The sequence below is a fragment of the Exiguobacterium sp. s130 genome, from assembly GCF_018619055.1.
GTDB lineage: Bacteria > Bacillota > Bacilli > Exiguobacteriales > Exiguobacteriaceae > Exiguobacterium_A.
In genome coordinates this window covers 327,197-349,962 of the sequence record NZ_JACSNI010000001.1, presented here as the reverse complement: position 1 = coordinate 349,962, position 22,766 = coordinate 327,197, and the positions used below count along the sequence as shown (strand labels likewise).

At 49.5% G+C, this 22,766-nt stretch carries 24 protein-coding genes and 1 other annotated feature; of the genes, 6 read left to right on the top strand and 18 right to left on the bottom strand.

The window, feature by feature from the left end; genetic code table 11:
- Positions 1-251: 251 nt before the first annotated feature.
- From HZS85_RS01705 to HZS85_RS01680, 6 genes are all read right to left on the bottom strand, one after another.
- Entirely contained in the window at positions 252-1,451 is a 1,200-nt protein-coding gene (locus HZS85_RS01705; RefSeq protein ID WP_214852477.1) for a flagellin N-terminal helical domain-containing protein, read from the bottom strand.
- A 215-nt stretch (positions 1,452-1,666) separates the two neighbouring features.
- Entirely contained in the window at positions 1,667-2,950 is a 1,284-nt protein-coding gene (locus tag HZS85_RS01700) for a methyl-accepting chemotaxis protein (protein ID WP_214852475.1), read from the bottom strand.
- 168 nt (positions 2,951-3,118) lie between these two features.
- Positions 3,119-4,627 carry a peptide ABC transporter substrate-binding protein gene (locus tag HZS85_RS01695; RefSeq protein ID WP_214852473.1) on the bottom strand — a complete coding sequence of 503 codons (1,509 nt, stop codon included), beginning with the start codon at positions 4,625-4,627 and terminating at the stop codon, positions 3,119-3,121.
- Positions 4,628-4,722: 95 nt separating this feature from the next.
- Positions 4,723-4,960, bottom strand: a binding site (T-box leader).
- 62 nt (positions 4,961-5,022) lie between these two features.
- Entirely contained in the window at positions 5,023-5,415 is a 393-nt protein-coding gene (locus tag HZS85_RS01690) for a hypothetical protein (protein ID WP_035410070.1), read from the bottom strand.
- 282 nt (positions 5,416-5,697) lie between these two features.
- Positions 5,698-6,528 (bottom strand): GNAT family N-acetyltransferase, encoded by an 831-nt coding sequence (locus tag HZS85_RS01685; RefSeq protein ID WP_214852471.1) that lies wholly within the window; start codon positions 6,526-6,528, stop codon positions 5,698-5,700.
- Positions 6,529-6,591: 63 nt separating this feature from the next.
- The gene (locus tag HZS85_RS01680; RefSeq protein ID WP_214852469.1) at positions 6,592-7,074 is read right to left on the bottom strand and encodes a hypothetical protein; all 483 of its coding nucleotides are present in this window, start codon (positions 7,072-7,074) and stop codon (positions 6,592-6,594) included.
- 136 nt (positions 7,075-7,210) lie between these two features.
- On the opposite strand from HZS85_RS01680, the gene HZS85_RS01675 reads away from it, so the two are divergent.
- Complete coding sequence (locus HZS85_RS01675) at positions 7,211-7,714, top strand: hypothetical protein (RefSeq protein ID WP_023469278.1); 504 nt, start codon at positions 7,211-7,213, stop codon at positions 7,712-7,714.
- A gap of 258 nt (positions 7,715-7,972) precedes the next feature.
- Here HZS85_RS01675 and HZS85_RS01670 read toward each other — a convergent pair whose 3' ends face one another.
- Together HZS85_RS01670 and HZS85_RS01665 are read right to left on the bottom strand one after the other, a co-directional pair.
- The gene (locus HZS85_RS01670; protein ID WP_214852467.1) at positions 7,973-9,238 is read right to left on the bottom strand and encodes a HAMP domain-containing sensor histidine kinase; all 1,266 of its coding nucleotides are present in this window, start codon (positions 9,236-9,238) and stop codon (positions 7,973-7,975) included.
- Positions 9,235-9,891: a response regulator transcription factor gene (locus tag HZS85_RS01665; RefSeq protein WP_214852466.1), complete on the bottom strand. Its 657-nt coding sequence runs from the start codon at positions 9,889-9,891 to the stop codon at positions 9,235-9,237. The genes HZS85_RS01670 and HZS85_RS01665 overlap by 4 nt, the downstream gene beginning before the upstream one ends.
- A gap of 130 nt (positions 9,892-10,021) precedes the next feature.
- Between HZS85_RS01665 and HZS85_RS01660 the strand changes: the two genes are divergently transcribed.
- From HZS85_RS01660 to HZS85_RS01640, 5 genes are all read left to right on the top strand, one after another.
- Positions 10,022-11,167 (top strand): hypothetical protein, encoded by a 1,146-nt coding sequence (locus HZS85_RS01660; protein WP_214852464.1) that lies wholly within the window; start codon positions 10,022-10,024, stop codon positions 11,165-11,167.
- Positions 11,168-11,364: 197 nt separating this feature from the next.
- Positions 11,365-14,190, top strand: a complete 2,826-nt coding sequence (locus HZS85_RS01655) for a sensor domain-containing protein (protein ID WP_214852462.1) — start codon at positions 11,365-11,367, stop codon at positions 14,188-14,190.
- 86 nt (positions 14,191-14,276) lie between these two features.
- Positions 14,277-15,158 (top strand): YitT family protein, encoded by an 882-nt coding sequence (locus HZS85_RS01650; protein ID WP_214852460.1) that lies wholly within the window; start codon positions 14,277-14,279, stop codon positions 15,156-15,158.
- Positions 15,159-15,181: 23 nt separating this feature from the next.
- Positions 15,182-16,078 (top strand): alpha/beta hydrolase, encoded by an 897-nt coding sequence (locus HZS85_RS01645; protein WP_214852458.1) that lies wholly within the window; start codon positions 15,182-15,184, stop codon positions 16,076-16,078.
- A 15-nt stretch (positions 16,079-16,093) separates the two neighbouring features.
- Positions 16,094-16,261, top strand: coding sequence for a hypothetical protein (locus HZS85_RS01640; protein WP_214852456.1), 168 nt, complete (start codon positions 16,094-16,096; stop codon positions 16,259-16,261).
- 49 nt (positions 16,262-16,310) lie between these two features.
- Here HZS85_RS01640 and HZS85_RS01635 read toward each other — a convergent pair whose 3' ends face one another.
- The 10 genes from HZS85_RS01635 to HZS85_RS16685 all read right to left on the bottom strand — a co-directional run bounded on the left by HZS85_RS01635 (position 16,311) and on the right by HZS85_RS16685 (position 22,692).
- Positions 16,311-17,135 carry a squalene/phytoene synthase family protein gene (locus tag HZS85_RS01635; RefSeq protein WP_035410098.1) on the bottom strand — a complete coding sequence of 275 codons (825 nt, stop codon included), beginning with the start codon at positions 17,133-17,135 and terminating at the stop codon, positions 16,311-16,313.
- 194 nt (positions 17,136-17,329) lie between these two features.
- Positions 17,330-17,554, bottom strand: a complete 225-nt coding sequence (gene csrA, locus HZS85_RS01630) for a carbon storage regulator CsrA (RefSeq protein WP_035410102.1) — start codon at positions 17,552-17,554, stop codon at positions 17,330-17,332.
- Positions 17,554-17,994, bottom strand: coding sequence for a flagellar assembly protein FliW (gene fliW / locus HZS85_RS01625; protein ID WP_056063060.1), 441 nt, complete (start codon positions 17,992-17,994; stop codon positions 17,554-17,556). Before fliW ends, csrA begins: the two co-directional genes overlap by 1 nt.
- A 4-nt stretch (positions 17,995-17,998) precedes the next feature.
- On the bottom strand, positions 17,999-18,577 hold the full coding sequence (locus HZS85_RS01620) for a DUF6470 family protein (RefSeq protein ID WP_214852454.1): 579 nt from the start codon (positions 18,575-18,577) through the stop codon (positions 17,999-18,001).
- A 13-nt stretch (positions 18,578-18,590) separates the two neighbouring features.
- Positions 18,591-19,529, bottom strand: coding sequence for a flagellar hook-associated protein FlgL (gene flgL, locus HZS85_RS01615; protein ID WP_214852452.1), 939 nt, complete (start codon positions 19,527-19,529; stop codon positions 18,591-18,593).
- Between the two features lie 7 nt (positions 19,530-19,536).
- Complete coding sequence (gene flgK, locus HZS85_RS01610) at positions 19,537-21,063, bottom strand: flagellar hook-associated protein FlgK (protein ID WP_214852450.1); 1,527 nt, start codon at positions 21,061-21,063, stop codon at positions 19,537-19,539.
- Positions 21,064-21,075: 12 nt separating this feature from the next.
- Complete coding sequence (locus HZS85_RS01605; protein WP_214852448.1) at positions 21,076-21,483, bottom strand: flagellar protein FlgN; 408 nt, start codon at positions 21,481-21,483, stop codon at positions 21,076-21,078.
- 96 nt (positions 21,484-21,579) lie between these two features.
- Complete coding sequence (gene flgM / locus HZS85_RS01600) at positions 21,580-21,828, bottom strand: flagellar biosynthesis anti-sigma factor FlgM (RefSeq protein WP_035410118.1); 249 nt, start codon at positions 21,826-21,828, stop codon at positions 21,580-21,582.
- A gap of 36 nt (positions 21,829-21,864) precedes the next feature.
- Complete coding sequence (locus tag HZS85_RS01595; protein WP_155960182.1) at positions 21,865-22,143, bottom strand: hypothetical protein; 279 nt, start codon at positions 22,141-22,143, stop codon at positions 21,865-21,867.
- A 144-nt stretch (positions 22,144-22,287) separates the two neighbouring features.
- Positions 22,288-22,692, bottom strand: a complete 405-nt coding sequence (locus tag HZS85_RS16685; protein WP_231496900.1) for a ComF family protein — start codon at positions 22,690-22,692, stop codon at positions 22,288-22,290.
- Between the last annotated feature and the right edge of the window lie 74 nt (positions 22,693-22,766).

Genomic DNA, 22,766 nt, shown 5'->3' with positions numbered 1-22,766 from the left:
CCGCCGTTTACGGAGTACGGATTTCATAACCATCGGACAAATCCATTAGGTCGTCTATCCTAGTCGTTGAACCTTCACCAAGGTTTCCCTACAGGTGCTTGGCTGCTGATTGTCCAATCCTTGATGTTTTTCAGAACGGTCACGCTCGCCGTTTCCAGCCACGTTGTCGTACATCAAGGCTCTCAGGAGTTCCAGCAATTCACCCAGTCATGATCTAATCCGTTACCAGATTAGACGCCCAGTAGAATCGTTCATCGGAGGAGTTGAAGAACGCCCTGCGGTGTTTGATTCGATTGAGCCAACATTGCTTGTGCAGCTTGTGCAAGAATCGAGTTCTTTGTTTGATTCATCATTTCTTTAGCCATATCAACGTCACGAACGCGTGATTCAGCCGCTGTGATATTTTCAGACGATGTTTTCAAGTTGTTGATTGTATGTTCTAGACGGTTTTGATTAGCACCTAAAGAAGAACGTTGTGTTGAAATATCTTTAATTGAACGATCCATTGTAGATATTAAGTTTTCAAAATTCGATTTACTTAATCCATTAGCAGCTTGTAATTTATTCAAAGCTAGTTCGATGGTATCTGAACCATTCGCAGATTCAATGTTACCAATTGTCGAAGCGTCGTATTTTCCGAAAGATACAGATAGAGTTTCATCTGATCCTCCTTTTGTACCAATTAAAAATTCTGCCGCTCCACTTCCTGCTGCAGTTTTAATCGTATCAGTAGCTGCTGTTTCTAATGCTGCACCAATAAGGTCTGCTGTAGTTGTACCACTGACTGTTAAACTAATTCCCAATTCATTAAACGATAGAGTTTTAGAGTCGCCAGCAGTAGCAGGTAACGTAATAGTTTGAGCAACGTTATCTCCACTTCTTGTTAACGTTAACTTATCAGTCGTATCATCGTATGAAAACTGATAGTCACGATTAGCTAAAGCTCCAGATACATCAATTGCAGAAATTACAGAACCCGCACCTGCTGCAGTACCTACTTTTAATTCAGAAGTTGAATCTAACTTAGCGGATAGATCACCATTCAATAATTTTTTATCGTTGAATGCTGTAGTTTTAGAAACACGATTGATTTCAGTTTCTAACTGTTCTAATTCATCTAGAATCGCGCCTTTATCATCGCTATTATTTGTTTCGTTAGCACCTTGAACCGCTAACTCACGCATACGTTGAGAAATTGCGTGTACTTCATTTAAAGCTCCTTCAGCTGTTTGAATCATTGAAATACCATCTTGTGCATTTCGTGAGGCTTGATCAAGTCCACGAACTTGAGCACGCATTTTTTCAGAAATTGAAAGACCTGCTGCATCGTCGCCCGCTTTGTTGATGCGAAGACCTGAAGCGAGTTTCTCCATTGACTTGCTTTGTGCTGCAGAAGCTGCAGACAACTTGTTGTGCGTGTTAAGTGCTGTAATGTTGTGATTGATAATCATTGTAATTTCCCTCCATAGGATCAATTTTTTGTCTCTTTGAAGATCCATCTTCTCCGAGATGTGCCCCCTGGCCGGCCCAAGGGCGACACGGTAGAATTAGTCGATGACTGCTTCCACTCTATATATCGTCGTTCTCCCCAAATGTTTAATGCTTTTTTCAAAAAAATCCAAAAAAAATCGTACATCCTGTTTTAGGATGTACGATTGCTCATTACTCAAAGACGTGTTGCGCCTGTCTCTTCCTGTAATTGCTCCGCTACCGCAACTAGTTCTTCCATCGCGCCATTAACTTCACTGAGCGAAGCCGCTTGATGGCTTGATGCCTGCAAGACTTGCTCTGCGTGTTTTGATGCTTCCTCAACCATTGCAAGGATGTTCGCAGTCGTTAAGCCGACTTGGTCAATCTCTTGATCCGATTTGACGACAAGCTGGTCAACCGATTTCACACGTGAGTAGACATTTTCTGTCGAATGATGAATCTCTTCGAATGACGATCCTGCTTGTTCAACAAGTCCAACACCTGTCGCGACTTCACTTTGAACATCGGTCATCGCGTTCGCCGTATCATTAACAAGACGTTTAACACCAGAAATCAAATCAGTGATTTCTTTTGCGGATGTCGCTGTCTGTTCCGCGAGCTTCTTGACTTCTGCTGCGACGACGGCAAATCCACGTCCTGCTTCTCCTGCTCGTGCCGCTTCAATCGATGCATTCAAACTGAGCAAGTTCGTCTGTGCTGAGATATCACTAATGACATCCGTGATCCGTGAGATTTCGCCTGTCATGTCCGTCAAACGACCATTGAGTGTCGCTGACTGTTCCATCTTCTTCGAAATCATATGCATCGCTTCGACGGAATCTGTTGCGAGTGTCTTCCCGTTTTGGGCTTCCGTCTGCATGACTGTCGCTGATTTCAATGCTTCGTTCATCTCTTTTGCAACTTCATCCATCGTCCGTTTGACGGCACCGAGCGCATCCATCGACAAGTAGGCTTGATCGACGTTTTCGTTCATCTTTGCGGATAACTCTGCCATCGCTGAACGGATGCTTTCACCGGACGCATTGCCTTCTTGAACTGCTGCTGCGATTTCTTGCGCGGACGCTGTCAGCTTATCGCTTGAACTGCCCATCTGCGTCGCCTGTTTGCGGATATGTAAGACCATGACTTCGAGTTCGTGCATTAGTTGGTCGACTTCATCGCCGCGTTTCGCTTCCTCGAAATCGACGTTGAAGTTGCCGTTCGCGACTTCGCGTGCCGTTTCTGTTGCTTTTTCGATCGCTTTGATCGGTTGACGTAGGATTAATTGCGTCAACGACGTTCCAATCAGCGATAACAGTAAACCGATCCCTGCTCCAATCCAAATCGCGTTCGTATCCGCGACATCAAGTCCACGGTGGAGATAAAGCACAAGCTGGGCTGAGATACCACTCGTGATGACTGAGATAGCTAAGACCCAAAAGAATAACCGTACCTTCAAGTTGCTTCGTAATTTACGCATAACCGAAACTCCCTTTCCTGTATCTTCTTTCACCGTCCTCTCTATCGGTTTCTTTTGTAACCGTTTTAAGTCAGTTGACCCGATTTTCAAAAACGATTCCCAGTGAACTGACAAAAATACATCAAAAAGAGTGATGGACCGCTTCATCCATCACTCGTTACCGTACTATTATTTCCGCTCAATCTCGACATACTTATATGAGATATCCGTTCCGACATTGTGGCGGGCAAGATGTGTGACTTCTGTGTTTTGCAGGAAAGCATTCTTCCGTTGGTAGACAGGTGAGATCGCTTGATCGTCGAGCAACACACTTTCCGCTTTACTGAGTAACGCGAGACGTTTGTCTTGATCGAGTTCACTTTCAGCCTGTTTCAAAAGACGGTCATACTGTTTATTCGAGTAATCCATCATGTTGAACGGGTTACCTGTCGTGAACAAGTTCAGGTATGTCGTCGCATCCTGATAGTCCGGCGCCCAGCTCGCGAGTGACAAATCGTAATCCCCTCGTCCTTCACGGGCGAGACGTTCTTTCTTCGGTAGTGACAACAGTTTGACGTCGACGTTCTGTTTCTTCAATGCGCCTTGGATGTACTCGCCGATTTTTTTTGAGACATCGTCATCTTCAATCAACATCGTCAGCTCAAGGTTTTGCTTCGCCAGCACTTTGTTTGCTGCCGTAACATCGTACGACGATTCGATTTGACGCGCACTATCGTATTTCGGATCAAGTTCTTGCGGTACGATGTAGTCCGCAGGGAGTGATCCGTTTCCAAGCAACGTTTCCGTCATCGCTTTTTTATCGTACGCTGCGTCGATTGCTTGGCGTGTTTTCTTATCCTTCAAAGCATCCGTTTTTTCGTTCATCCGGATGAAGAACATCCGCGAATCGCTGAAAGTGTTGTACTCTTTTTGATCCTTGTACGTGACGACGTTCTCCGAGTTGAGTGGTACGACATCAAGTTCACCGGATTCGAACAAGTTGATCGCAAGCATCGGATCCTTGATGATTTTGACGTCGACTTCGTCGATTTTGACATTCTTCCGGTCTGCATACTCAGCGTTCTTCGCGAGCGTATAACCTTGCTCGGCTTGATATTTCTTAAACGTGAATGGTCCGTTGTAGACGTTCGTCTTTGGATCTGTTCCGAACTGGTCGCCTTCTGCTTTGACGATATCTTCGCGGACCGGCATATAGGTGCCGAACGTCGTCATGCTGAGGAAGTACGGCGTCGGACGTTTCAATTCGATCTGGAGTGTCTCATTGTCGACTGCCGTCGTTTTTTCGACCGGCTCAAGCAAGTAAGCAAACGGTGAGTTCGTTTTTACGACACGTTCGAACGCATAACGGAAGTTCTCCGCTGTGACAGGTTTTCCGTCTGACCATTTTGCATTCGGGTCAAGCTTGAACGTATAGACCTTCCCGTCCTCTGACACGTTATGTGATTTTGCTGCCGCCGGAACGAGTTCATTCTTCTCATCGAAGCGATAGAGTCCTTCGTAGATTTGGTTGAAGATGTTTGACGTGATGGCATCTGCCGGATCGACCGACAGGAGATCGTAACTTTCCATCGTATGCAGGACCTTCTTATCCGCTTTTTTATCTTCTGCTGGTTCTGTCGTTGCACATCCTGCGAGTAAAACTGCCGTGCTCGCCGCTGCGATCAATGTTTTTTTCATGTGTAGTGCCTCCTGAGAAATATGATGAGCGTTGGATGATTCGGCATTTGACGTACAACAAAAGGCGTCCTCTACGCATAGCTAACAGCTAATGCATAGAGGACGCCTGTATCCGCGCGGTGCCACCTCTGATTGAGACGAAAAATCGTCTCCACTTGTCGCTGGTCCAACAACCAGCTAGCCCGGTAACGGGGGCAACCGTCCTGTCTAATCGAAGGTTCAACAGGCTCTCAGCGGTCCATTCTCGTTCAGCTTACCGTGTCAGGCTCTCACCATTCCTGACTCGCTTGGTCGGCAGTGTTGACGATACTTACTCCGCGTCGTCGATGTAATTGATATGGCTTAACTTGTTGTTTACTTTACACGGCTTGTTTTTCGCTGTCAACGAAAAAAACTCAGAACGGGTGGTCTTCTTGTTTTTCTTGTTCCCGACGGACCGGTCGTGGTTGAATCGGTTCGACGTGTTTGACATGTGTTCGTGTAACGATGCGGTTACTGAGTGCTGCATCGACCAAAATCGTGATCGCTGCTGCCATGTGCAAGAACATCCCGACGACTGGAATGACACCGACTGTTGATGCGACGATTCCGACGATGTTCCCTTTTGAGACATTTCCTGCGCGTGCCGTCAATACGACGACGACGATGTGAAACGCGAGCATCAACCACAGAGCATTATAACCTGAGAAAATGACGATCGAACCACCTAAGAGCGGAATCCCGAGCACCGCTTCCATTCCACCTGATACCCACTTCAACGTCCGCAATGAATCCTGTCGACTCTCCATGACGTCGCCTCCTCTTTTTTTCCATATGTCTAGTATACGACGGATCGCAGAAAAGGTTCCAACGTTTTTGTTTAGTTTGTAAAATAACAAATAAAAAGCGATCGACGAATGTACTCAAGTCTTGCTCCCTTCCTCAGGCGAGACACAAGCCGCGACTCTTTCGTTTCAAGCGAAGAGCAGGGTCTTGTTTGTCTCTAACAGCGCAAATGCGCTTTTTCCTGTAGGAGTGGAGCAACTTGAGCATCCAGCATGCACTGGAATATCCGTCAATCGCTCATTATTTTAAACCGCCAACACGTGGAACTGATAGCCACGATGGACGACGAATCCTGCCTCTTTGTAGAGATCGAGTGCACGATCATTATCCGTCTCGACGTCGAGTTCGAGTTGTGTCCGACCTGTCCGGAACAACGCTTGAACCATCAGCTTCAGCATCTTTTTGCCGTAACCATTACCTTGTGCTTCCGGACGGACGGCAAACGCATGGATGCTCGCTTGTGTATCGGAAGCGAGATAGGCACGGATGACACCGACCGGTTTGCCGCTCGCGACACCGATGAACGTGATCCGGTCGTCGGATTCGATTGCTTGATAAATTGATTCTGCTTCTTCGTCCGTGTTCCCAAACGATTTGCCGAGCGTCTCGACGATGAACGGGCGGTCGTCCGCTGTCGCTTCGCGTAATTCGAAATCCGGATCTGCTTTTAAGAACAGCTGCGCCTTTTTCAAAATCATGTTGTACTCGGTCATCCGGTACTCAGCACCTAATCCTTCGAGGACAGCTTGACCTGACTGACTTGCGTCGTCAATGACGAACGTGAATGCTTCGACGCCTGCTTCCGTTGCCCGCGCTCGTGCTGCTTCAACGAGTGCCGTGAATATGCCTTGTTTCCGATAATCCGGATCAACGAAGACGTTCAATTCCCACTCCGTCGGTAAGTACGCGAATGCTTGTAAGTACCCGACGAGTTGCTCACCATCATAGATTGCGAAATCGTTCTCGCCGACCCAATCCGCCGCGACCTTTAATTCAATGCCATCGTGATCGTTGACACATTTTTCGAGTTGTAATACATCTGTTGTTTGTTTGACGTCTGTGACGTTCCATTCCATATTCATTCACCTCATTTTCAACTATACCGAACGAACAAAAGAAGCACTAGCAAAAGCTAGTGCTCATTGCAGTTTGAATGTCTTCATCATCTGCGGGACGTCCTTGACGATCAAGTTCTCGATCGCTTTTTTGCCGACAGCCCCTTTGACGGCTTCCGTCGGTAAGACGTAGTAGTAGGTTTTGCTACCTTTCGTCCCGAGATATGTACCATATCCGATTTCACGGTCGAACTGTTTTTTCGAGAGCTTCTTCGGCTCGTAGTTCAAGTTGACGAGCAGCTGATCCGCTCCTTTGACTTTATAATACAACGCGAACGTACCGCTCCGCGTGATGACACCGTATTTTGACTTGACCGTCTTGTTCTTGACGAGCTCGACTTTGTCTTGCTGGATCGCCTTTTTCAACGCGTCCGTCGTCTTGACCGTATAGCCGAACGTCTTGTTCGCGACGACTCCTTTGCTATATGTCACGTTACTTGCAGCAAAGCCGGTCACCGGAGTCAGACATGCTCCGAGTAAGACTCCTGTCATTGCGATTCGTTTCATGCTGACTCCCCCTAAAATGATTGATAGTAATGGATTCCCTTTTGTGAAATAGGTAAACTCTATTCTCGAAAAAGATTTGACGGAATTGTCTAAATTTCTTACGATAGGGATAACGAAACGAAATGGGGTTAAAGCGATGACTGAACAAGAACAATTAACGCAAGAACAGCTCGATAACTTGCTCAAGAATGCGTTTGCAATGCAGGTTCCGATCCTCGAGAAGTTCATGAAGGATACACACGATCGTTACGCACTCGCAACGACGTCGTTCAAGCGTGACATGGAAGCAATGAAAGAGACGGAATGGCATCAGTTCTTCGCTAGTAAACTGTTACCGCACTTCTTCCTCGAGCACCTCGGATTCGGGGCATCGTTCCGCTTCAATGGACACGATAAGGAAGTCGATCTTCCAGAAAACGTCGTGCCGGTCCGTAATGATGCTGATGAGCAAATTGACAAGGTCGTCCTCGGGGTCAAAAAGGCGATGCAAGATGAGCACATCAAGAACCATGATCTTGTCGCGAACTTCTATAAGGAAACACTCGAACTCGCTTGCCAGATGGGTAGCCGTGTCGGAATGAGCGATGAGTTCTACACCCTCGTCAAACCAAGTCTTGTTCATGCGAACGAAGGCGAATGATCTTTAACTTCTACCAACATTAATAGGAGAACAGTTTCTGTGTGATACGGAAACTGTTCTCCTTTTTCGTGTCCCTATTTCAGAACGAAGTAGCTCATCCGCGACTCCTACAGGAAAAGAAAGTGCCAATAGCACTTTCGTCAGGGACTAGTAAGACCCGGCAGATGGTACGGAGTGCAAGATGCCGCGGCTTACTCCCGCCTGTGGAAAGCAAGGATGACGGAATCGTTCGTCAGAATCCCCTACCATTCTATCCCATCAAAATCGAACGTAGAACACCGCTCCCCCACCACTTCGGTCGCGAACACCATAGTCGAATTGATGACTATCGAGAATCATCCGACTGATCGCAAGACCGAGTCCATGCCCGGCACTGCCTTCTTGTTTGACGTAGACGTCCCAGATCGTCGCCCGGTCTTCTGTTCGGACTCCCGCTCCTTCATCCTCGACCGTCAATTCGTCATGCGTTAAACGAACGGTGACCGTTCCACCGACGGGTGAAGCAAAGCGGGCGTTCATCAAGAAATTGATCAGGACACGTTCGAACATCCGTGGATCAAGGGATTGCCTCATCGGTTGTAGCTCCATCGCCAGCGTCAGTCCTGCCTGTATGAACGTTCCACGCAGACGTTCAACTGTCCCAAGCACGAGTTCATCGAGTGCCACATCCGTCTTTTCAAGCGGCATCCGTCCACCGGCAAGCTTCGAATAAAGTAACGTCTCGTCAATCAGATGACCGAGTCGATCCGTCTCCTCGATGATGCTCGTCGTCACGTCGGGCAGTTCGGCGACGGGAATGACACCTGCCGCGAGCGCCTCGGTCTCGTTTCGAATGATTGCGAGCGGCGTCCGCAAGTCATGGGTGATACCGGCGATGAACGTCTTTTGCAGATGATCCTTTTGTTTGAGTTGTGTCTGCATCTCATCGACGGCTTCAATCAACTCCCCGACTTCATCCTTCGGTCGTGCCGGCAGGACGACGTCTGTCTCGCCCGCACCAATCTTTTGGGCGACGGACCGGAGCGTCACGATCGGTCGTGTCAAGTGTCGTCCCATGTAGTAAGCAAGCAGTGATGCGAGCAGCAACGTCACGAGTAACGCGAGTCCGATCGCGATGTAAACACCGTCGAGGGCGCTACTTGCTAATGGCGCTTGCCGGACCGTCGTGATCCGCGTTCCGTCAACGGTCAGCTGATATGTCAGCAACCGTTCGCCTTGCACTTCGATGACGTCTTTTTTCTTCAGCCCATCTAAAAGTGGTAACCGTCCCGCTGGTCCACGCGCACCGATCCGTTGCGTTAATCCATCGGTCGTCAAAAAACCTTGAATGTCACGCGGAATTGGCGTGTCGGCTTCAATCGCCTGTTTGATGATGTTCGCTTCCCGCGCGAGTTGATCGTACCGTTCGCCTTCCGCGAACCGATTGACGAGGAACGCCGTCAAGACGAAACTGAGGACGCCCATCACCAGCAAGGGACCGATGACGGCGTATAAGAATTTTCGGATCAAAGGACGTTGTTTCATTCGATCGCCTCCAATCGATAGCCGACCCGGTGCACCGTCTTCAATTGTTGTTTAATGACGGGTAGCTTATCGCGCAATTGTTTGACGTGCGTGTCGACGGTCCGGGTATCGCCTCCGAATGCGTACCCCCAGACGTCATCAAGAATCTGATCCCGGCTCAGTGCTTCCCCGAGATGTTCGATAAAGTAAAGCAATAGTTCGAATTCCATCTTCGCGAGACTGACTGCCCGCTCACCTGTTTTGACTTGGCGTCCCTTCTCGTCGATCGTCAAGTCACCGAACGCATGGCGAGCGACCGGACGGACTTTCAATGCCCGTTCGAGCCGGATCGTCAACTCTTTCAGGACGACCGGTTTGACGAGATAATCATCGGCACCGAGTTCGAGTCCGAAGACACGGTCATCCGCCTCCCCGCGCGATGTCATCATGAAGACGACCGGCGGCTGGACTTGTGATTTGATACTTGGTACGAGCGACCAACCGTCACCGTCCGGCAAGCGGACGTCGATTAAGACAGCATCGAACGCTGCCGTCAGACATTGTTTCGCCTCCGCTAACGAACCAGCAATCGTTACCTCATACGCATGGTGACGCAGGAAGCGTGCCGTCACCTGCGCTAATTTTTGTTCATCTTCAATCAATAGTACATTCATGGTCATCCCTCCACTCCTAGTGTAGCGCCTTTTTATCCAGATTTTCCTTTCTTCGCAGTTTCTTTGCAACTTCCTCACAACTTCTCTTTCGTGACCCTCTACCATAAAAGGTGAAAGGAGTGATCATCCCATGACATTCAAAAAACAATGGATCACTGCATTGACAATTAGCGCATTAACCGTCGGAGGCGCATCAGCATACGCTGCGACGAACGATGACTCAAGCACGACAAAACAAGCGAAACACGGACACCACTTCGAAGGTATGAAAAAACACGACATGACGTTACTCTTGAAAAAATTGAATCTGACACAAGCTGAGGCAGATGTTGCCCGGGAGAAAGGGCAATCAATCGCCGATCTCGCGAAAGCAAAAGGCATCTCGTTCGCTGATTATAAAAAGGCAGAACTCGCAGCAGCGAAGGAACAGCTCGCAAGTCTCGTTAAATCAGGCGACTTAACACAATCGCAAGCAGACGATATGTTGAAGCGTCAAACGGAACGGTTCAGTGGCGTCAAGAGCTACGATGAACTCAAAGACAAAATGCCGATCGGTCGTCACGGCGGACCCGGCTTCTTCAACGAATCGTTGATCGCTGACGTCTTGAAGGCACTCGGACTGAGTCAGTCAAAATTCGATGCCGCGAATCAATCGCTCGCTGCTTATGCGAAGGCACAATCGATTAAGTTCGCTGACTACAAAAAAGCGTTGCTTGCAGCTCAGACGAGTGAACTCAATCAACTCGTCAAAGACGGGAAGATGACGAAAAAACAAGCAACAGAAATCAAGTCTCGTCTGACAGAGGAATACAAGGACGCGAAGAGCTATGATGATCTTCCGGATCGCGATGAACACGATAAGCGCGGTGACCATGGACCAGGTGGTGTCTTCGGCGACGCGACATCAGCGATTCTAAAAGCACTTGGACTCGATGAAGCGAAATTCAAAGCAGCGGATCAAGCATTGCCTGAATTCGCGGAAGCGAACAAGATTGCTTACGCGGATTTCGAGAAAGCTGTCCTAACAGCGCAAAACGCTGCCGTCGATCAACAAGTCAAAGATGGCAAGCTGACAGAAAAACAAGCGAAACAGATCAAGGAACACATCCAGTCACGAGCGGATGCGGTTTCAAGCTACGCTGATTTGAAAAAAGGACCAGAACGCGATGGTCGAGGACACGGACCTGGTCCGGATGGTGACATGCCGGGCGCACCGGATCAAGGACCGGATGCGGATCCGAATGCGAGTGCTACATCCGTCGATTTAGCGATTTAAAGATTAGACCGAGGCTCTTTCATCAGAGCTTCGGCTTTTTTTGTTCACGTTAGGACAATTGTCTTTTAATCATGAATTTCATATACTGGTTCACTTTTTTGAAAAATAAGTCTATTCCTTGAACGAATGTTGCAAATTCCATTTCCTACACCCGATACTAGTAGAGAGAACGTTAGTATCGTAAGGAGGTGACGTGGATGGCTTTTCATGAAGCGATGAATCGGATTCGTCAATCCGACACAGCCCCACTCTATATCGGTGGACTTGAAGTATCCCGTCCGGAAACGGCGGAAGCCTTCTTTCAACAACAGACAGATGCAATTTTTTTATTTGATGTCTCTGGCACGATCATCTATTTCAACGAACAGTTACGGGACATGCTCGGCTATTCCGCTGAGACGCTCTATGAGCACTTTGCCGTCTTCAATCCACCTGATCAAGTCGAAGCGGTGACATCCTTTTTCAATCGTGCGCTACATGGTGAGACCGTTCATTATACGGCACAAGGACTCCATGCCGATCAACACCGGGTTACGTTAAAAATTACGAACATGCCGATCGAACAAGACGAACAAGTCATCGGCGTTTACGGGATCGCACGTGATATTACACGTGAGAAACAACTCGAAGAAGATGTCTCGTCCATTCGCTCTCAACTTGAACTGACGGAACAGATTCCGGAACTCGTCATCTTCCACTTTGATATCCACACACAAATGATCGAGTTCTCCCCCGCACTCCTCCATTTTTTAGGGTTGTCGGAAACCGATGCAACGACGCTCGATCAAGCACAATTATTCAGTCGGATTCATCCTCGCGACTTCGATCCACTCCGGTTCGAGATGGAACGTTTGATTGCAGGTGAAAAGGAACGTTTTGAAATGGAAGTCTCCCTGCTAACCGCTGACGATACCTATCAGCTGTTGCGCTTGAAAGCCTTCCATCGTCCCCATCATCCGGATCATCTATCGGTCGTCCTCTATGACTTATCGGAAGTCGACGAGGCACGCCGGCAACTCGTTACGGAACGGGCGCAGGCACGTGAAATCTATGAATCCGTCAACGCCGCGATTTCACAAATCGACTTATTCTCGGGTCGGATCCTGTTTCATTCGCAAGGATTCCTCCATATCTTTGAAGAATTGCCGCAAGATTTAATCTTTAGTCGTGAGTGGTTGTTCAAACGATTAGACGCCCGCGATCATGCTGCAATGAAACAATTCATCGGACGATTGGTGGACGGTCAAGCTGATACGATTCAGTACCGCCTTCACTTCCCGGATGGTCGCGTCAAATGGATTGAGGACCAACAAATCCCTGTCTTCCAACTGGACGGTACGATTGCCTATACGAACAGCATCATGCATGATATCACGCTTCAAAAAGCGTACGAGGAACGATTGCGACAGCTCGCTTTACGTGACGCTGTGACGCATCTGCCGAACCGGCAAGCACTGATTGAGACGATCGATGTGTGGCAACAGAAGGACCACCCCTTCTTCGTCCTCACCGTCTCCTTCAACCGGATTGCTGAGATCAATAGTGCCTTCGGACACGGCTCCGGTGATCAGTGGCTACAAGGAACGGCTGCCTTATTACAACAAACAAAGTCAGATGGAACGTTTCTCGGACATCTTGGTGGTGATGAGTATGCCTTGCTCGTACCGACAAGCGATAAACAGGACGTGACGGCATGCGCCGAGGCACTACTCGATCTATCGGAAACACCGATCTCAATCGAACCATACGCCTTGTTCGCACGTATTTCCGTTGGGGTCAGTCGCTATCCGGAAGACAGTACGGACGCCGTCGAATTGTTAAAGCATTCCTATACCGCCTTACGACGATCGCGTCGTGAAAATCACAGTGCGATACACCACTACGCATCGAATCTCGATATCGATTATTACCGGCGCTACCGGCTCGAGCAGGACTTACATTACGCGATCGAACGTGATCAACTGTTCCTCGAATATCAGCCAAAAGTCGACAGCTGGACAGGAAAGATTGTCGGTTTAGAAGCACTGATTCGCTGGCAACACCCGGAATGGGGACGGATTCCACCGAACGATTTCATTCCGCTTGCCGAAGAGAGTGCCTTACATGTCGCAATCGGAGACTGGGTCGTCGAGACGGCGTGCCGTTCGATGCAAGACTGGAAGGCGACCGGAGCAGAGCTTGTTCCAATTTCCGTCAACGTCTCACCGAAACGCTTCTTGATCCCTGGCTTCGAACACCATATCGAGCGGATGCTGTCGACGTACGATCTCGCGCCTGAGTTACTCGAACTTGAGATCACGGAAGCGGCTTTAATCATGGATGATCCGATGACGAGTCGGACACTCGAATACGTCAGCCGGATCGGTGTTCGGATCGCACTCGACGACTTCGGGAAAGGCTATTCCTCAATGGTCTACCTGCAGCGCTATCTGATCGACGTCATCAAGATTGATCGGCAGTTCGCGACCCACATCACGGATGACGCCAAAGCCCAAGCGATCGTCAAAAGCATTCTCTACATGGCAGGTGAGTTCAATCTGACCGTCGTCGCCGAAGGCATCGAGACGCTCCGTCAGCTCGATACGTTCCGGACGCTCAATTGTCCGAGTATCCAAGGATATCTATTCAGTCGCCCGGTTCCAGCGGATGTCATGGTATCGTTCCTCCTGCGGGAGATTTTGTATCCAATCGAAGCCTGTTCCTTGTCGAGCGATACCGTTCCCCGTTTTTCCGTCTCTGGGAAAGTTCGCATGCTGACACATCATGCCCAGTCGTTCGAACTGCCCTTCTCAGACATTGAAGCGCATCAAACGAGTACGCGGGCACTCTATTTTTCGTCAAAGACGTTGTTACCGTTGTCGGACGCAACGTTTGAGATTCGCTTGAGTGAAGACGTTCAACTCGTCTCCTGCACAGTGACGATCACCGGACAACAAGATCATCAATACATCGGTGAATATACGAATCCGATCGAAGCAGAACAGATCATGCGTTTCTTCCAGTCGTTACGTTATCGCCCTTGACCTCTCCACGAAGACGTTCACACACGTCTTCGTGCTTTTTTGTTATAGTAATCCTAAAGCGTTTTACTATGGAAGGGAGTAATGGCATGCAGTCACCACTACCTACGAAACATCATCGCCGCTCTACGAAAGTTCAGCTTTTTCGACGATTACTGATGCTGACGATCGGCGCCGTCATCTTCGCGCTTGGACTGAAAGGATTCCTTGTTCCCAATAACATCATCGATGGCGGGATCGTCGGAATCTCGATCATCGGCTCAAAGGTGACGGATACGACGCTCGCTTTGTGGCTGTTCTTCTTGAACATCCCGTTCATCTTTTTCGGCTATAAGCAGATTGGAAAGACGTTTGCCCTGTCAACGTTATATGCGATCTTCGTCATGGCGATCGCAACGAAACTCCTCGAACACATCGGTCCATTGACGAGTGTTGATCTGCTCGCGACCGTATTCGGTGGCTTGATTCTCGGAATCGGCGTCGGGATCGTCATCCGTTCGAGTGGATCACTCGACGGAACTGAGATTCTTGCTGTCTCTTTCAGCCGCTCGACACCGTTTTCAGTCGGTGAGATCGTCATGTTCTTCAACGTCTTCATTCTCGGTGCTGCTGGATTTGTTTTCGGTTGGGACCGAGCGATGTACTCGTTGATCACCTATTTCGTCGCCTTCAAGACGATTGACGTCGTCATCGACGGACTCGATCAATCGAAGAGTGTCTGGATCATTTCGGAGAATTACGAAGAGATCGGTCTTGCGATCATGGACCGACTTGGTCGAAGCATGACGTACTTAAACGGGGAAGGTGCCTTTACCGGTGACGGCAAAAAAGTCATTTTTTGTGTCATCAGCCGGCTCGAAGAATCTAAACTGAAGGACATCGTTCGTGACTTCGATGAACAAGCCTTTATCGCGATCGGCAACATCCATGATGTCCATGGCGGTCGCTTCAAGAAAAAAGATATCCATTAACCGAACGAAGGGAAGGAACGCGGGTGTGGAAAAAACATCGTAAGAAAATCATCGGCGGCGTGATCGTCATCGTGACGCTCGCTGTCATCGTTGTCATCGGGATTTCCGGTTATGTCGGATCATCGTTGACGCAACCGGAACGCGAAGCCTTGACGACGACACCCAAAAAAGCAGAAGGACTTGACTATGAAGATGTCACCTTCCGTTCTTATAAAGACCGGACACGTTTGTCTGGCTGGTGGATGCCAAGCGAAGATGCGAAGTTGACGATCGTTTTCGCTCACGGCTATGGCAAGAACCGGGAACAAGATGATGTTCCTGTCTTCCCGCTATTTAAGAAGTTTCACGATGCCGGATACAACGTCTTGACGTTCGATTTCCGAGGATCGGGTGAATCGGACGGGAAACGCGTTACGGTCGGTGCCAAGGAACAAGATGATCTACTGACAGCTGTTCGTTACGCGAAGTCACGTTCTTCAAAACCGGTCGTCCTCTATGGTATCTCGATGGGCGCAGCGACATCACTCGTAACGGCACCGAAAGCGGATGTCGTCGGTGTCATCGCCGATAGCCCGTTCAGCGACTTAGAGAATTATCTCGCAACGAACCTGCCCGTCTGGAGCGGGTTACCGAACTTCCCGTTCACACCGATCATCCTTGAGATCACGCCACCGTTGACAGGTCTTAATCCAGAACGAGTCAAACCGGTCGAAACGGTCCGGCGCATCGAGTACCCGATTCTGTTGATTCACGGGAAGGATGATGATGCGATTCCCGTCACGGAAAGCATGAAAATCCAAAAAGCTGCACCGCGCTCGGAACTCTACGTGACGGAAAACGGCGGACACGTCCAGTCATACGCGCATGACCGGAAGGCGTATGAAGATAAAGTGTTGACCTATTTGTCTGACTTGCATTGATGGAAGGAGAGACACATGCAACAGCTATCTATATTCTTGACCTGGTTCGTCGCGTTGACGGTAATGACGATCGGACTATTCGTCTCCCGTCGCGCCGGCTATCGTTTGCCCTATGGACGGACGATCGCTTTGATTTGGACGGGTTCTGACTTGATTGGACTCGCATTTTATCTATTACGTTAAAAACAGCCGCCCACTTCCTTGACGGAACCGGGCGGCTGTTCGTTTATGCTTATCGTTTTAGTACGGCAGCGCCGACGATCTTCAAGACTTCTGGACGACTTAGTTTTTCTTTCCCTTTTGCAAGGGCATCCAGCGTTCCATGTGCGAGTGCAAGTGGAATGTGACAGAATTCATAAATCGTCGTCTCCTTCGGGATGGACGCAAGGTACGCATCGGCTTCCGCGAGATTCTCACGCGCATAGGCGAACATCGTATCCGTCGTCCAACCAGGTGGGAAGTAGCCGACACCACGCTCCGCATCTTCCTGTTGGTTACGAAGGATGTTGACGGCTTGCAAACCACGACCGAATCCGATCGCTTGCTGTTTATCGGTGACGATACCAGCCTTCCAGTACCAGATGTCGGATAACATGACACCGACAAGTCCCGCGACATAGTATGTGTACTCATCAAGATCCGCTTCCGTCTCAACCGTCCAGTCACGCTCAGCCCAGACCGCCATGCCTTCTGCCATCTCAGCCGTCGAATCGAGCACTTTCGGACGAATCGCAGCCGGACAATAGGCGATCCACTCCGGTAGACGAAGGGTCACTTCTGGTAGGTGTGCCGTATACGGCGCAATCAACTCAAGATAGGCGGTAGCGGAAAATGTGCCCCGCATCAACAATGCTGTCTCCCGGAGCAACATCGTCTTGACGTCCGTCGCCAAGTCCTCATGGTCTTCAATCTCATCGATGGCGCGCATGCATAGATAAGCAGCACCGACCGCTTCCTGTAAGTCTTGCGATAGTCGACTAATCGGGATATAGAAGGTGCGACTCGTCGCTTTCAATACTCGGTTCGCGTCTTTTTTCAGCTGCTTCGTCTCATTCATTCCTGACAACTCCCTCTTTGGCTCAAAAGGTTTCTTTTCTCTCCATTACTATACACGATTCAACGCGTTTCAGCATTCGTTTCATGATAAGAAAGACTCCCTTTGCGCTAGATTCAGGCAAAGGGAGTCTTTTCATCCTCGTTTGAAGCGTATCGTTCACAAGAAAAATACGTTCCAATGACATTCAAATGGAATCATTTTTCCTGTTGTTTCAAGAGTTGTCCGATCAACCCTGTGCTACGGGAGGCTTCCGTGTTCTCTTCTTGGATCGACAAGTAAACTTCCTTCCGGTGGATATCGACCTGTCGCGGTGCCTTGATACCGAGCTTGATTTGATCGCCTTCAATCGCAAGAATCGTCAGTTCAATGTCGTCACCGATTTGAATCGCTTCTCCCGTCTTTCGTTTGAGTACGAGCATCAGCGACCACCTACTTCCGTCAAGCTGCCGATCAGATGACGATTCGTATATGTATCGTCTAAGATGATTTGTTTCGCGAGTCGTTGTTTCGTCTCCATGACGAAGGGTGCCCGTAAGTTCGTCGTCGACGTCGTGAACGGATCTCGCAACGTGACCGTCGTATAGACAGCGACTTGCGCTGTATCCTCAATCCCGAGCTGCTCTTTTGCTGCGTCCGGTAACTCGAAGACGTATTCCGGATCAATCCAGAACGGGTTCGTCACGACGAACGCACACTCCGGCTGATCAATCGATTGAAACGACCAAAACGGTACGCCCTCTCCGAACGGGAGCAGGATGAAGCGCTTTGCGTCCGGAAAACCTGGTAATTCGGACGCGAAAGTAATGATTTCCGTCTCGTCAATCGTGATAGTTCCAAAAAAATCGGTTTCGATTTGCATGTCGTTATCCTTCCCCGTCGAATATGCCACCAACCGGCCACATATTCAATTGATTTTGTTCTTGTAAGAAAATCTCGACCTGTCCGTCTTTTACGGTCAGCTCCGGTTGATGCGTTTCGACATCGATCTTCGGACGATTCGCGGTGTAGCTCAATCGGACTTCCGCCGGTGTAAAGGTCGTCTTGACCCGATCGAGACTCCGCGGGATGAATCCGAGTGTCGTCACTTCGGCAGGCGGTGTGTCGTTAGCTCTTGCAATCCGCGCGACCGTTCCCCCGCCCTGCTCGATCCGCATCAGTTGATCCCCTTCCGATGCTCTCTGCGCGACCGCTTCCTGTCCCTTTTGTCGACCGTAGGCAGCGTACTGCCGAACGGACTCGAGCGCAGGAACACGCCCCATCTCGATCCAGGCTTGTGTCGAATCGATCTCAAGACGTGCCGCGACGGTTTCAATCGACAGTTCCCCGCGGGGCTGTTCAATCGAAAGGGAGGCAGGTGTCTGCTTCTGCTCGATTTGCGGACGTGTGATATTCATCCCGATTCGTGCTGCCGTCTGACGCATTTCAAGATGTGGAAGATTCATCTGCCTTCACCCCTTATCGTAGGAAATCGAGTAACGTCGGTTGAATGATACGTGCTCCGGCGCTGAGAGCCGCTCGGTGTAACGTTTCGTACGACTTCAGTTCCATGATGACTTTTTCCGCCTCGATGTCTTCGTTATCCGACATGACCGTCTTTGCGATGATTTCCTGATCCTCGAGCCGTGACGTGTTCAAATCCATCCGGTTAACCCGTGCCCCGAGATCCGCACGCGTCTCGACCGTGCCGTTCACCATCTCATCGATATCCTTCAACATACCGGATAAAGCAGCTCCATTATTGTCAGCATTCGTCCCTAAGGCATCGTAGACTTTTTTCAACGTTTGGAACGTTCCCGGTCCAAAGACGCTAAGCGGCGAGATGTTGACTTGGACTTCGATACCGGAAGAGACTTCATATTGAATCGACTCCGTCTCCTTACCCGTCGGATCGCCATCCGTGAAGACACCGTCAACAGGACCTGAAGCACTTGCTAAGTAATCACGCAATCCGTCCATCGAGACGAATTCCGTATCCGTCTTCGTCCCGTTGAAGATCCCTTTTTCATTGTATTTCGTATTCGCGAGCGTCCCGATGTGTTCGATCAATTGACCGACCTCGCTCTGGATCGCTTTACGCTGTGTCGCATCATACGTATCCGTCGCCGCCTGTGTCGTCAACTCACGAATCCGGCTCATCGCCGACGTGACTTCGTTAAGGGCCGAATCCGTCAAGTCCATCCAGCCCGTTGCTTCACTGGCATTTTTCTTAAACTGTTCGACTTCTCGTACTTCCGTCCGGTAACGCACGCCCTGCATCGCGACGACCGGATCATCGGATGGACGCTGAATTTTCTTCCCGCTGATCAATTGCTCTTGAAGCGTGCTCAAGCGCTGGTAGCTAGAGGATAAGTGCCCGATATTCGTTTTCGTCAACATCGTTTGTGTTACTCTCATCTATTCATCACCGTCCTACGAGTCCCATACCGTTGATGATTTTATCGATCATCTCATCGACGGTCGTAATATTTCGTGCTGCTGCATTATAAGCGTGTTGATACTGAATCATCATCGTCATCTCTTCATCGATCGAGACGGCAGACATCGACATACGCCGCTGGTCCGCACTCTCCATCAAGACAGCGGCACTTTTTCCGAGGCGCGCGACTTGGTCGGTCGAGACCGCCATGTTGCCGATGACGTTTTGATAGAACGAGCCGATCGTCGTCGTCGTGTTCGACTTCGTGAACGTAATGCTTGCCGTCTTCATCTTCGCCAGTTTCAGCGCACCTTGGCTGTCACCGATGTTTCCGTCCGTCGACGTCGCGATGTTATCGAGACTCGCTTTGATGTCCGTACCGACAGAAATCGTGGCTGCCGTGATGTCGCCACTTGTCGAAGCAAAGAACGCATTCGATCCCGCTGTCCCGTCTTTTTTCAAGTTCGTCGCGTGCGCGGCGTTGAACGCGTCGGCGAAGGTCTTCGCCATCTCATCGAGTTGACTCTCCATCTTGACGTATTCACCGACAGCTTGACCGTCTCGTTCTTGCCCGTACATCTCGATCAATCCTGTCAAACGACCTGTTGAGAAACCGCCTAACTGATCGAACGTGTAGGTTTGTGTCTCCGATTTGAAGCCTGTGTATAGTCCTTGATCGTTCGTCGTGAAGGTTAGTGTTCCTGCTTTCGGTAAGTCGGAGTCGACCGCAAGCAGCTTGTCCCCATTCGGAAACTTGATGTTGACGTCAATACGTCCTTCTGCATTGCGTAACGCATTCCCCATCTTCCCTGTTTCAATCGCCTGAGCGTCTACCGTCACTTTTTCGAAATCGACATATTGAGCAAGTTCATCAAAGTAGCGATCACGTTCATCATAGAGCGCGTTCGGCAAGGTACCGAGCGGTTCGACGACATGGATTTCCGTATTGATGTTATGGATTTTTTGCAAGAGATCGTTGACTTTTTTCGTCGAGACATCGATTTCACTTTTTAAGTCTGATTTGACTTGATTGATTGCCTTCGACATGTAGTTGAAGGTCTGTGCGAGTGTCTCTGCTTTTTGCCGGACGACACTGCGCGCACCCGAGTCCTGCGGGTTCGTCGACAAGGTCTGAAGTGATTCCCAGAACCCGTCGAATGCTTTCGCAAGACCCGTATCCGACGGTTCATTGATGATATCTTCCATCCGTCCGAACGCCGCTTCCTTCGTGCCGTAATAGGAAACCTTCGTCACTTCATCCCGGTATTGCTTATCGAGCATGATGTCACGAATCCGCTCGATCATTTCTCCGCGGACACCCGTTCCGACTTGACCATTTCGGCCAGATCCAAGCGATATCGAAAGCTGTTCTGTCGTTCCCATGACGAGACGCTGACGAGAGAATCCTTCCGTACCGGCGTTCGCAATGTTATTTCCAGTCGATTGCAGGGCCCACTGGTTCGTCGTTAATGCCCGACGTCCTGTCTCAAGCCCCATGAAAGTCGATCCCATCCGTATTCCTCCTTACGCGTTTCGGTTAAAGTGTGTCTGGTTCAGTGCGGACTGCCCATATGTGAAGTCGTCTGCTTCTGGAATCAAGAGTTGAAGATGCCAATCCAAATAGTGCAACGATTGCTCGAGCAACTCTGCGTTCAGTGCATTCAGCTGCCGCAACTGACCGATCGCCTGCAACAATGTCCGGAGTGAGTCGATATCTTCCGGGTGCGTCTCGATCCATTCGGTCATCGTCACGCTACCCATCAGTGCAAGTCGCTCTTGCTCTAATGCTTCAATCCGCTTGATATGTACCGGTTCTTCCTTGACGATTTCAGACAAGCGACGCATGTCGTTTGCGATCAAGACGTGCTTCTTTTCTTCTGCGAGCGCGAGCAATTGAGCGTGCGCCTCGTTGAGTTGATTGATGAGTTGCATTCGGTTTCTCCTTCCGAATTAAAAAGGTTCCATTCATATAAAAAACGACCCGCGCATCCGTGCCCCGAGTCGCCTCCATTTTCTACGATGTTCCGCTTACAGGTTCAAGAAACGTTCCGCGATTTTTTTCGCGTCCGGTTTATAGGTTCCATCCTGGATCGCCTGCTTGAGGGATTCAATCTTTTCAGTCCGTGACGTCTGTGTCTCATTAAAACGCGCGCGCGCTTCTGTTGAGATACTGACTTCGTCCGGACGGTTCGTGCGTTGGTTTTTTGTTCCTTCTACTGATTGAGTTCTTTCGTACGTTTTGGGCATGTTCACCCATTTCGTAGAATCAATTCGCATGTGAACACCTGCTTTCTAGACTACAAGATTCTTAGTTCAAGTCCGATACGTCCTTGGTTTCGAAGAGTCAGAAGAGTCAAGCATCGCCTGGGCGAGGTCACGTCGTAAACGATCACGACATGCGGCACAAATCGTGCCTTCACGGGAGGGCTTCCCGCAATTCTCACACATGATTTCCATTTGGGAAATCTCGGAGATCAATAAGCGCCCTTCCTTGATGTAACGGAAGACGGTATCTCGACTGACACCCGTTCCGATCTCGACATCTTTAGGTGAAGTCCGGATTTTTCGTCGTTCTCGCAGAAATTCGCGCACCTTCTCAAAATCCGTATGATCCTTTCGTATGCAATCAATACACAGTTCTGAAGATTGACGCACGACTAACTTTCCGCAAGATTTACAATTGATGACATCCATTTCTTTCACCTCATACAGAGTATCGGCAGGATTGTCGCTTTCTTAAACACTTCGAAATAAAGTTACAGCAGAAATTTCTTTTGCGCCTGCCTCCTTCAGTCGAAACATTGCCTGCCGAAGAGTCACACCTGTCGTGTAGACGTCATCGACGAGCACGATGTTCTTCCCTTTGACGTCATTTGTCACGCAAAACGGATTACTTCGCGCAAGCCGAGCCTGTCGTCCTGCCTTACTTTGGGCAGGACCCTCCAAACGACTCAAATACGGCGCGATTTTCCCACGCATCTGGCGTGCGATCAACTCCGCTTGATTGAAACGACGGTCTGCGAGACGCTCGGTGCTTAACGGTATCGGAACAAGAACAGCTTGTTTGATTTTTACCTTCTTCAAGTCATCGGTAAACATCTCAAGCAACGCAGTATCTCCGAGAAACTTGAACCGACGCATGAATTCCTTGGCTGCCTCATTGTACAGATAAAGAGGTGTCGTCTGGAGCGTCAGCCCTTGTTGCCGCCACGCCG

Bases quoted from the DNA above. Each gene is read 5' to 3' on its own strand.
- HZS85_RS01705 (WP_214852477.1), bottom strand. From the start codon at position 1,451: ATGATTATCAATCACAACATTACAGCACTTAACACGCACAACAAGTTG.
- HZS85_RS01700 (WP_214852475.1), bottom strand. From the start codon at position 2,950: ATGCGTAAATTACGAAGCAACTTGAAGGTACGGTTATTCTTTTGGGTC.
- HZS85_RS01695 (WP_214852473.1), bottom strand. From the start codon at position 4,627: ATGAAAAAAACATTGATCGCAGCGGCGAGCACGGCAGTTTTACTCGCA.
- HZS85_RS01690 (WP_035410070.1), bottom strand. From the start codon at position 5,415: ATGGAGAGTCGACAGGATTCATTGCGGACGTTGAAGTGGGTATCAGGT.
- HZS85_RS01685 (WP_214852471.1), bottom strand. From the start codon at position 6,528: ATGGAATGGAACGTCACAGACGTCAAACAAACAACAGATGTATTACAA.
- HZS85_RS01680 (WP_214852469.1), bottom strand. From the start codon at position 7,074: ATGAAACGAATCGCAATGACAGGAGTCTTACTCGGAGCATGTCTGACT.
- HZS85_RS01675 (WP_023469278.1), top strand. From the start codon at position 7,211: ATGACTGAACAAGAACAATTAACGCAAGAACAGCTCGATAACTTGCTC.
- HZS85_RS01670 (WP_214852467.1), bottom strand. From the start codon at position 9,238: ATGAAACAACGTCCTTTGATCCGAAAATTCTTATACGCCGTCATCGGT.
- HZS85_RS01665 (WP_214852466.1), bottom strand. From the start codon at position 9,891: ATGAATGTACTATTGATTGAAGATGAACAAAAATTAGCGCAGGTGACG.
- HZS85_RS01660 (WP_214852464.1), top strand. From the start codon at position 10,022: ATGACATTCAAAAAACAATGGATCACTGCATTGACAATTAGCGCATTA.
- HZS85_RS01655 (WP_214852462.1), top strand. From the start codon at position 11,365: ATGGCTTTTCATGAAGCGATGAATCGGATTCGTCAATCCGACACAGCC.
- HZS85_RS01650 (WP_214852460.1), top strand. From the start codon at position 14,277: ATGCAGTCACCACTACCTACGAAACATCATCGCCGCTCTACGAAAGTT.
- HZS85_RS01640 (WP_214852456.1), top strand. From the start codon at position 16,094: ATGCAACAGCTATCTATATTCTTGACCTGGTTCGTCGCGTTGACGGTA.
- HZS85_RS01635 (WP_035410098.1), bottom strand. From the start codon at position 17,135: ATGAATGAGACGAAGCAGCTGAAAAAAGACGCGAACCGAGTATTGAAA.
- csrA (WP_035410102.1), bottom strand. From the start codon at position 17,554: ATGCTCGTACTCAAACGAAAGACGGGAGAAGCGATTCAAATCGGTGAC.
- fliW (WP_056063060.1), bottom strand. From the start codon at position 17,994: ATGCAAATCGAAACCGATTTTTTTGGAACTATCACGATTGACGAGACG.
- HZS85_RS01620 (WP_214852454.1), bottom strand. From the start codon at position 18,577: ATGAATCTTCCACATCTTGAAATGCGTCAGACGGCAGCACGAATCGGG.
- flgL (WP_214852452.1), bottom strand. From the start codon at position 19,529: ATGAGAGTAACACAAACGATGTTGACGAAAACGAATATCGGGCACTTA.
- flgK (WP_214852450.1), bottom strand. From the start codon at position 21,063: ATGGGATCGACTTTCATGGGGCTTGAGACAGGACGTCGGGCATTAACG.
- HZS85_RS01605 (WP_214852448.1), bottom strand. From the start codon at position 21,483: ATGCAACTCATCAATCAACTCAACGAGGCGCACGCTCAATTGCTCGCG.
- flgM (WP_035410118.1), bottom strand. From the start codon at position 21,828: ATGCGAATTGATTCTACGAAATGGGTGAACATGCCCAAAACGTACGAA.
- HZS85_RS16685 (WP_231496900.1), bottom strand. From the start codon at position 22,692: ATGCGTCGGTTCAAGTTTCTCGGAGATACTGCGTTGCTTGAGATGTTT.